Source organism: Mycobacterium sp. E2699 (genome assembly GCF_001666745.1).
Classification (GTDB): Bacteria; Actinomycetota; Actinomycetes; order Mycobacteriales; family Mycobacteriaceae; genus Mycobacterium.
In genome coordinates this window covers 1-1,109 of sequence record NZ_LZJH01000083.1, presented here as the reverse complement: position 1 = coordinate 1,109, position 1,109 = coordinate 1, and the positions used below count along the sequence as shown (strand labels likewise).

The window sequence follows — 1,109 nt, the reverse complement described above, 5'->3', positions numbered from 1 at the left end:
GTGCCGAGGTTGGAGTTCACCAGCGACACCAGCTGGCCGCGATTGGCCGTGATCGACCCGGGGTCCACGATGGTCGCCAGCGCGGCCTCGTAGGCGACGGCCGCCGCCCGCGCCTGGGCCGCCGACTGCTCGGCTTGCGCGGCCGCCCCGCCCAGCCAGTCCACGTACCCGGCGGCCGCGTTGGTCATGGACGCCGCCGACGGGCCCTGCCAGGCCTGCCCGGCCAGGTCCGAGGTCACGGAGCTGAATGCGCTTGCCGCCGCGCTCAACTCACTGCGGATCCCGTCCCAGGCCGCCGCCGCCTCCAGCATCGGCCCCGGGCCCGGCCCATCAAGCAGGAGCACCGAGTTGACCTCGGGCGGAAACACCGAAAAGTTCATCACTGCTCCCCTCGATCGTCGTTGATCAGACCTTCAGCAGCCACTGGAGCAACGTACATTCTCCGGCCTGCCCCATACCCCGTTAGGCGGGAATCCAATCCCGGCCGCCGCACGATCGTTGCGGACCGGACCGCAGGGATCAAGCGCTCGCAGTCGCGGTTGCGTGCGAACCCGAGCAACGGCACACTTTGGCTCCCGGGGCTCGCTGCTGAGAAGGGACCGCGGTCATGAGCTTTTTGGTGCTCCCGCCGGAGATCAATTCGTCCCGGATGTTCTCCGGTGCCGGGTCAGCGCCAATGTTGGCGGCCGCTGCGGCGTGGGACGGGCTGGCCGATGAGTTGAGTGCGGCCGCGGGATCGTTTTCCTCGGTGACCTCGGCGTTGGCTGGTCACGCGTGGCAGGGTCCTGCATCCGCGGCGATGGCCGCCGCAGCCGTTCCGTATTCGGCGTGGTTGACCTCGGCGGCGTCTCAAGCTGCGAGTGCGGCCGCGCAGGCCAAAGCGGTGGCCGGTGCGTTTGAGTCGGCGTTGGCGGCGACGGTGCATCCGGTGGTGGTGTCGGCCAACCGCTCCAACCTGGTGTCGTTGGTGAACTCCAACCTGTTCGGTTTCAACGCTCCCGCGATTGCGGCTGTGGAATCCGACTACGAGGCGATGTGGGCCCAGGACGTGTCGGCGATGGTCGGCTATCGAGGTGTGGCCGCGGCGGCGGCCACCCAGTTGGGGTCGG

The 1,109-nt window shown here is 69.1% G+C and carries 2 protein-coding genes; one reads left to right on the top strand and one right to left on the bottom strand.

Annotated features, from left to right (window positions below; translation table 11 throughout):
* Positions 1-380, bottom strand: a 380-nt coding sequence (locus A5696_RS14180) for a PPE family protein (protein ID WP_231964330.1), incomplete at its 3' end; no start/stop codon positions are given.
* A 227-nt stretch (positions 381-607) separates the two neighbouring features.
* Between A5696_RS14180 and A5696_RS14175 the strand changes: the two genes are divergently transcribed.
* On the top strand, positions 608-1,109 hold a 502-nt coding region (locus A5696_RS14175), incomplete at its 3' end, for a PPE family protein (protein ID WP_156738390.1).